A 6,640-nucleotide genomic window follows, 5' to 3' on the forward strand; every position below is an offset into this window, starting at 1 on the left:
CTTTTTGGTACATCACTTGTGAGTGTTGAACCCCTTTGTTACATCCGCGTGGGTTGAAGTCAGGGATTTTAGCATTGATAACCGGATAGCGAGCCGATTGGTTCTCACGGGTTACAACACCGTTATTTGACCAAACTTCCCATGCACAGTTACCTTGACAGTTTACACAGTGGTAAGCAAACCCGTGTTCCTCTTTTTTCCCGTAAACGAATGAAAATTCGTTACGGTACATCTCTTCAGTATAGTTGGTATTCGGGTAATTGTTTTTCCCGTTTTCCACTGAAATTACATTGGTTTTTGCGAAAAGTGAACCTTGTGAAGCCACTAATGCAGCCGTCATCCCTGAAACTTTCAGAAAGTTACGGCGTTGATTGTTCATTACTTTTGTCATTCTTATAGCCTTATCGTTTAATCGGAAGGTTCATGTCGTTACCCCAAACGTCCCAGCTTCCAGTGAAAACTTTGACGTTTTTGTAACCCAACAATTGAAGCGCAGCAATGTGTTCAGATCCACGTCCTGCACCCACTTGACAATACGCATAAATCGTTTTATCCGGTGTTACCCCATAGCGGTTATATACTTCTTGAAGTTTATCGGCTGATTTGAATGAAAGTTTGTTATCCGCATCCGAAATCTGTGCCCATTCGATAAACGTTGCACCCGGTACGTGACCGCCGCGCGCTACGTTATCCATTTTACGCTCACCGATGATTTCAGCGATACCGCGTGAATCGATAATCACGTATTGTGAGTTTTTCCCGTTTTTGAGAATGTCTTCCATAGCATGTTTGACTTCATTTTTGTCAGCAATAGCCGTATAATCGATTTTTTTAGGATCAATTTTATAGTTTTTCGGAGTGTCTACCTCTTCACCTTTGACAACAAGGAGACGTTTTTCAACTTCAGCCATTTTGTCTTTCAATACTTTGCTATCTGCTTGAATTTTTGCGATCGTAGCATCCAAAGCAGCTTTATCGGCACCCTCTTTTGTCAATGCCTCTTTTGCTTCTTTGAGTGATTTCGTTGCCGCTTTGAGATCTTTATTCAAGGCATCATACTCTTTTTGAGCCGGATCAACCGCCATCATAGCAGCACGTCCACCGTTAAGTATTTTGACGTTTTTGTGACCGAAACTTTTAAAGAATGAATAAACACCCGTCGCATTCGGACCTTTGAAATCGTCGTACGCAATAATTGTCATATCGTTGGAAATACCCTTACCGCCAATATACTTTTCTGCATCATCCGGGCAGCGATAAAGAGGCGCACAGTGCATCTCTCCGTCAATCTCTGAATGGTGCAAGTGGTGAGCGTACATCTCAACTGAACCCTTAATGTGACCGAGTTTATAAATATCTTCGTTATCACCCGATACGAACATCACTTTTGGATTACCAATCAGCTTGACCGCTTCATCGGCAGAAATAAGGATATTGTTGTCCTTATACCCATCGGCTGCCATCAAAATGGTCGATGCCGACAGTGATGCCGCAACACATAGTGTTTTTAGCAATCTGTTCATCCGTGCTCCTTGTTTTTAAATATGCACACGTCGGTGCGTTCATTTACGGAATTACCGCTTCCATTATAGAGTTGACACTCTTAATCGATGTTAAAAACCCTCTTAATATCGTTATTCGGATTACAAATTGTTACATACTTATCACAATTTTAAAGCTACTTTATTATGCTTCGTTGTTTTATGTTTTCTTATAAATCCCAGACTGTTTATTCCCTTATATAGTAGAATTAATAGTTACAATTTAATCACTTTTTGATAGTATGACACTTATTTTTTATCACAAACAGACAAAGGAGACGGTAATGGGGGATATAAAAGTTCAACAAGCCATCGCTACATCGGACACCTCATCATTAATTGACTTACTTGAGAATAAATCACTGCCTATCGAAGAGGTTCAATCCATTTACAATGCATTTAAATCTGACAAACAAATCGTCGGTCAAGTAGCGATGAATCTTTCATTACGCACATCCGTTTATGAGCGGGAAAAAGAATATAGCCCTATCATGGTAGAACTGCTCATTGACATTGCCAGCAATCCCGTCGATATGGGCGCTCGCTGGGCCGTTGCAAAAAATCCTCACACACCGGTAGAAGTGCTCCGACATCTCTCCAACGATCCGATCAACTTGGTTCGCGCACTTGTTGCGGCCAATCCTTCTACCCCAAGCGATGTGCTGGAAAAATTTTTCAACGATGAAAAAATTGTTCGTGATGGATTGTCCGGAAATCCTAACACCCCTCCAAAACTTTTAAAAATTCTATGTGACGATAATGATAAAATGGTACGAATGCGTTTGGCGGAAAATCGTTCTGCTCCTAAAGAGATTATCGCCCTTTTGGTCAATGACACGGATCCGGACGTGAGCAAAGCCGCCAGTGCTAATCTGGGAGAACGTGCATGAAGAAACGGCATTTCGAAGAGCGCAGCCAGTTCATGAGCTTGGAAAATCATTTTCTTAATACCTTTTTTTCCGGACTTTATCTCAGTGCGGCCGATCTCATTGCTATCGGCAAGGCAAACGGGGTGGAACTCCACATGCATTCACGTGAAATGCTCATCAAAGATCTTCTGAATGAATCCAACAATAAAGGGACTTTACAAGGGGTTATCGGATCGCTTAATGCCCTTATTGACGAGCGTATCAATGTGTGCCATCGTCTAAGTTTGGAGTATCCTTCCGCACGCGGAGCTTTAGCGAAATTAGCCCAAAAAGCGACCGGAAGCAAAGCTCTTTTAGCACGTGAAGCGCGAGGAAATCCGTATGAACACTAAAGAACTCCTTGAAGCACTCAATGCACTCTCCTATCCTGGGCTCAGTCGAACCCTCGGTGAACTCAAACTCATTTCTGAGGTCAAAGTTACCGATAATCAAGCGTCCATTGAACTTTTGACACTAAGTGACGACTCATATCTGAGCGTCAAATCGGCGATTGAAGAGGCGTTTTCACAATACTTCTCATCGATGAATATCACCAAAAAAGCAACCGTCAAAAAGGATATGAACTACGGAAACAGTGCCGCGCCCAATAACCGAGCACCGTATGCCGCAAACGTTATCGCAGTAACCAGCGGAAAAGGTGGAGTCGGTAAAAGTACCGTGAGTGTTAATCTTGCCATAGCCCTCGCTCAGCGCGGATACCGCGTAGGGATACTGGATGCCGATCTTTACGGTCCGAATATCCCTCGCCTGACCAATACCGACCTTGAAAAAATCAAATGGAACGACGACAACAAAATCGTTCCAAGCGAAAACTATGGTATTAAAATTATGAGTGTCGCTCTCACCACTCCGACATCCGATACCCCTCTCGTATGGCGTTCATCGGTTGCCGTATCGGCACTCATTCAGTTTCTCGAAGACGTTGCATGGGGGGAACTCGATTTTCTCGTCATCGATATGCCTCCGGGTACCGGCGATATCCAACTCACTATGGCTCAAGAGCTACCGATTACCGCCGGAGTAATCGTCACAACCCCTCAACTCGTTGCCAGCGATGATGTCAGCCGCTCTATCCGAATGTTCCAAGACATTCACGTTCCGATGGCCGGATTGGTTGAAAACATGAGCTACTTCATCGCTCCCGATACAGGTACACGCTACGATATTTTCGGAAGCGGTGGCGGTGAACGCCTCTGCGCACGCTATAACATTCCGTTATTGGGACAAATTCCGCTAAATATGGCTATCCGTGAGGGGAGCGATAACGGTGAACCGCCGGTTGTTTTAGGCGATGAATCGTTGAAAAGCTATTATCGTGACATTGTAGAAAATATGTTTAAGTCGGTGAAGTTTAGAGTGTAAAGGATATATCGTTCGTGGTGAGCCAGTCGAACCATGAACGTGTCCACCCTTCGACGAGCTCAGGATGAACGGAATATCTTTATTTGAAGATTTTCTTCAAATCGTTTTCAATCGCACCCGGTACGGTCGCAATTGTCATAAATTCATTCATTGTTAATAACGGATAGCTAATCGCAATAAAGTATTTTGCGCTCAATGCTTTTGCTTGTCCCCCTTCGATCAATACTGCCCACGGAAGTATTTGTCCGTTTTGTGCTCCGATTTTTTTGACAAATCCGTTAGTACGGCGATCCATATCAACGAATGCTACATAGCGATCATCCGACAATTTAACAACAGCTGTTGTCCCTTTTGCTTTTTGAGCTTTAGCGACCAAATCTGCAGTTGAGCCCTCACCGACAACCATCATCTCTTCATAATACGGCATTCCAACCATAAAATGGTATCCTGCCAATCCGGCAAATTCCCATTTATCTGCTGAATCTTTCAAAGGGCCGAACGCTTTTTCCAAAGCAGCCAATGCTGCAGCAGCTGTAGCATGGTCATATTCACCTTGCATAAATGCTTTGCCAAAATAGATCGGATTGGCAACGCTGATCTGTTTATTTGCATCATCGACCAAAATACGTCCTACTGCCGCGAAACCACGTGACGGTTTATTGGCCATAGCTTTCATTTGAGCATTGGTGAACAATACGGTTGTCCCTGCATCGGTTGCTTTTGTACCGACTACCTCAAACCCCGCAGAGGATAGTTTCGCTTTTACGCCATCTACATCACTGTAAGCTCCGATTTTATACGCAGCAACAACTTTTTCAACCTTTACTCCGGCTTCCACTTCAGGAGCCGTACCCGCACATCCGCAAAACCCGATGACGAGTGCGCTCATTAATAGTGAATAGAATTTTTTCATTTCTCTTTCGCTCCCAATCCGATCATGATTCCTGTGATCTCTTTATCAAGACTGCGGATAGACTCAACCATTTTTGGATCGTTGATTCCCATAACGGCAATCCAGTTTTCCAAACGCGGCATACCGACTATAAGTTTGTTGGATCCTTTTTCTACGTACATGTACATTGAACATGGCGCGAATGTCCCAGCATCTGGACGACCTCTGTTAAAAATCCCTTCAGAGAATCGGAAATGACACAATGAATAAACCCAATACTCATCATAACGACCGAACTCAATATTGTTGTCGGTCATAGAACCTTTGATATCTTTGTATCCCGCAATGATATATTTGTGCGCTTCAAAAGCCGCTTCAAATTTGCTTTGGAAATCGCTTTTAAACGCATCCAAACTTGCTCCGCGCTCAAACGGAACTTCAAATGTCATCATAGGCTTAGCCGGAAGAGCTTTGTAATCAACCGTTTGCACTTTGCTTCCGATCTCTGTTTCAACCATTTTATCCAACGGAACAAAAGATGCGGCAAATTTTGCACGTACGTCCGCGTCTTTAACACCGACGATGTCGAGCATCGTTTCAGGAGTTACGTGACCGACATAGGTTTTATTCTCACCCATTTTTTTGTAGATGTGCAAGTTAAACGGAGAAAATCCACCCAATGCAGGCTCTTTCATCAACAACGGTCCGACAACCGAATCGTTAGTGATTGAGAAAAATCCGAGGTTATCCAAAGTCTCTTTGAATGTCGGATCGAAATCAGGATGTTTCTCTTGTACCCCTTTTACCGTTTTAAACTCGGTACCCCATTTGGTTTTATACGCATCATTAATACGCTCATGCGGGTCAGAGAGGACAAAGCCCAATGAATTGATCTTGTTATTGACCATGTCCATAAACACTTTCTCTTTATCGCCTTCACCGATATAGAATTTTGCCCCTTGAGCACCAAATGCCATAGAAGCTGCCAATGATAATGCCGCTGCACCGATTAGTAATTTACTAAACATACTGTTCTCCTTCGTAATAATCGCTATCGAGCCGTGATGCCCTCTATTAAGAGGATATTCTATCACAAAACCATCAAATAAACGATAATAACAACTCAATTTTTATGAACTCTGATTATCGCTGAGAAAAGTGGAGTGAATGTGAATCTCTCCCGAGGGGGGAGAAAAAGTAAAACTTCTTAGAAGTTGAAGTTAAGTTGTGCAGTAACTGCGTCTTGACTATGTTTTGTTGTGATATTTCCACCCATCATATTTGCATATGTATCCGTTTTTTCCGGTGAGTATACATACGCCAAATCAAGTGATGTCATTTTTGTAAATGCATAGCTACCACCTACGGTGTAGTGTTTTTCGATAATTGCTGGGAATCCGAGAAGATTTAAAGTATTGGTCAGTCCACCATCTGTAGCAACGCCTTGATCTTTGATTGGGCTTTTAGCATAGTTATAACCGGCACGCAATGCCCAGTTATCTTGCGCAAACTGATAACCGAACATATAGACATTTTGATCTTCCCATTTAAAATCTTTATACCCTTTTGCATCGGACCATTTGATTTTTTTGTAATCAACCGCAAAGGTGTGTTGTCCCATTTTATAAGAAACCCCTACACCCATTTCAGCCGGTTGCTCAAGATTATCAGAAAGAACTAAAGCTCCTCCTGAAAACTGAGAAGCAGCAACTGATATTTGTCCATCATATTTCATATCGATAGCAGATTTATACGAAGCACCGACTGTCAAACCAGCACTCTCATACGCAGCACCGACGGTATAGCCAGCACCAAAATCTTGCGCAACACCTTTAGTACTACTTGGAGTGCCGAGCATATTATAATTAATATCCAATGAACCATACTGGAGAATTGGAGCAATACCTACGCTAAAT

Annotated in this window: 7 protein-coding genes and 1 pseudogene; 3 read left to right on the forward strand and 5 right to left on the reverse strand. The window is 42.9% G+C overall.

The genetic code is table 11. The features are described from left to right. Both JHC35_RS06265 and JHC35_RS06270 read right to left on the reverse strand, forming a co-directional pair. Positions 1–391 (reverse strand): annotated as a pseudogene (locus JHC35_RS06265) (molybdopterin dinucleotide-binding protein); the annotation flags it as partial. 10 nt (positions 392–401) lie between these two features. Then, positions 402–1,523 carry a rhodanese-like domain-containing protein gene (locus tag JHC35_RS06270; RefSeq protein ID WP_295043086.1) on the reverse strand — a complete coding sequence of 374 codons (1,122 nt, stop codon included), beginning with the start codon at positions 1,521–1,523 and terminating at the stop codon, positions 402–404. A gap of 302 nt (positions 1,524–1,825) precedes the next feature. On the opposite strand from JHC35_RS06270, the gene JHC35_RS06275 reads away from it, so the two are divergent. Genes JHC35_RS06275 through JHC35_RS06285 form a run of 3 tightly spaced genes read left to right on the forward strand, consistent with a single transcriptional unit; the run spans position 1,826 to position 3,832 of the window. Next, positions 1,826–2,431, forward strand: coding sequence for a hypothetical protein (locus JHC35_RS06275; RefSeq protein ID WP_295043088.1), 606 nt, complete (start codon positions 1,826–1,828; stop codon positions 2,429–2,431). After that, complete coding sequence (locus JHC35_RS06280; protein ID WP_295043090.1) at positions 2,428–2,802, forward strand: hypothetical protein; 375 nt, start codon at positions 2,428–2,430, stop codon at positions 2,800–2,802. The genes JHC35_RS06275 and JHC35_RS06280 overlap by 4 nt, the downstream gene beginning before the upstream one ends. Continuing rightward, positions 2,792–3,832, forward strand: a complete 1,041-nt coding sequence (locus JHC35_RS06285; protein WP_295043092.1) for an Mrp/NBP35 family ATP-binding protein — start codon at positions 2,792–2,794, stop codon at positions 3,830–3,832. Before JHC35_RS06280 ends, JHC35_RS06285 begins: the two co-directional genes overlap by 11 nt. Before the next feature lie 79 nt (positions 3,833–3,911). Here the strand turns inward: JHC35_RS06285 and JHC35_RS06290 are convergent, their stop codons facing one another. From JHC35_RS06290 to JHC35_RS06300, 3 genes are all read right to left on the reverse strand, one after another. Then, complete coding sequence (locus JHC35_RS06290; RefSeq protein WP_295043094.1) at positions 3,912–4,745, reverse strand: hypothetical protein; 834 nt, start codon at positions 4,743–4,745, stop codon at positions 3,912–3,914. Beyond that, positions 4,742–5,752, reverse strand: a complete 1,011-nt coding sequence (locus JHC35_RS06295) for a hypothetical protein (protein WP_295043097.1) — start codon at positions 5,750–5,752, stop codon at positions 4,742–4,744. The genes JHC35_RS06290 and JHC35_RS06295 overlap by 4 nt, the downstream gene beginning before the upstream one ends. 179 nt (positions 5,753–5,931) lie before the next feature. After that, a partial coding sequence (locus JHC35_RS06300; RefSeq protein WP_295043099.1) for a porin occupies positions 5,932–6,640 on the reverse strand: 709 nt, incomplete at its 5' end.

Origin of the sequence: Sulfuricurvum sp. (genome assembly GCF_022759005.1) — a bacterium.
Classification (GTDB): Bacteria; Campylobacterota; Campylobacteria; order Campylobacterales; family Sulfurimonadaceae; genus Sulfuricurvum.

Excerpts from the sequence above, each read along its gene's own strand:
- JHC35_RS06275 (WP_295043088.1), top strand. The coding sequence starts at position 1,826 with ATGGGGGATATAAAAGTTCAACAAGCCATCGCTACATCGGACACCTCA.
- JHC35_RS06295 (WP_295043097.1), bottom strand. The coding sequence starts at position 5,752 with ATGTTTAGTAAATTACTAATCGGTGCAGCGGCATTATCATTGGCAGCT.
- JHC35_RS06285 (WP_295043092.1), top strand. The coding sequence starts at position 2,792 with ATGAACACTAAAGAACTCCTTGAAGCACTCAATGCACTCTCCTATCCT.
- JHC35_RS06270 (WP_295043086.1), bottom strand. The coding sequence starts at position 1,523 with ATGAACAGATTGCTAAAAACACTATGTGTTGCGGCATCACTGTCGGCA.
- JHC35_RS06280 (WP_295043090.1), top strand. The coding sequence starts at position 2,428 with ATGAAGAAACGGCATTTCGAAGAGCGCAGCCAGTTCATGAGCTTGGAA.
- JHC35_RS06290 (WP_295043094.1), bottom strand. The coding sequence starts at position 4,745 with ATGAAAAAATTCTATTCACTATTAATGAGCGCACTCGTCATCGGGTTT.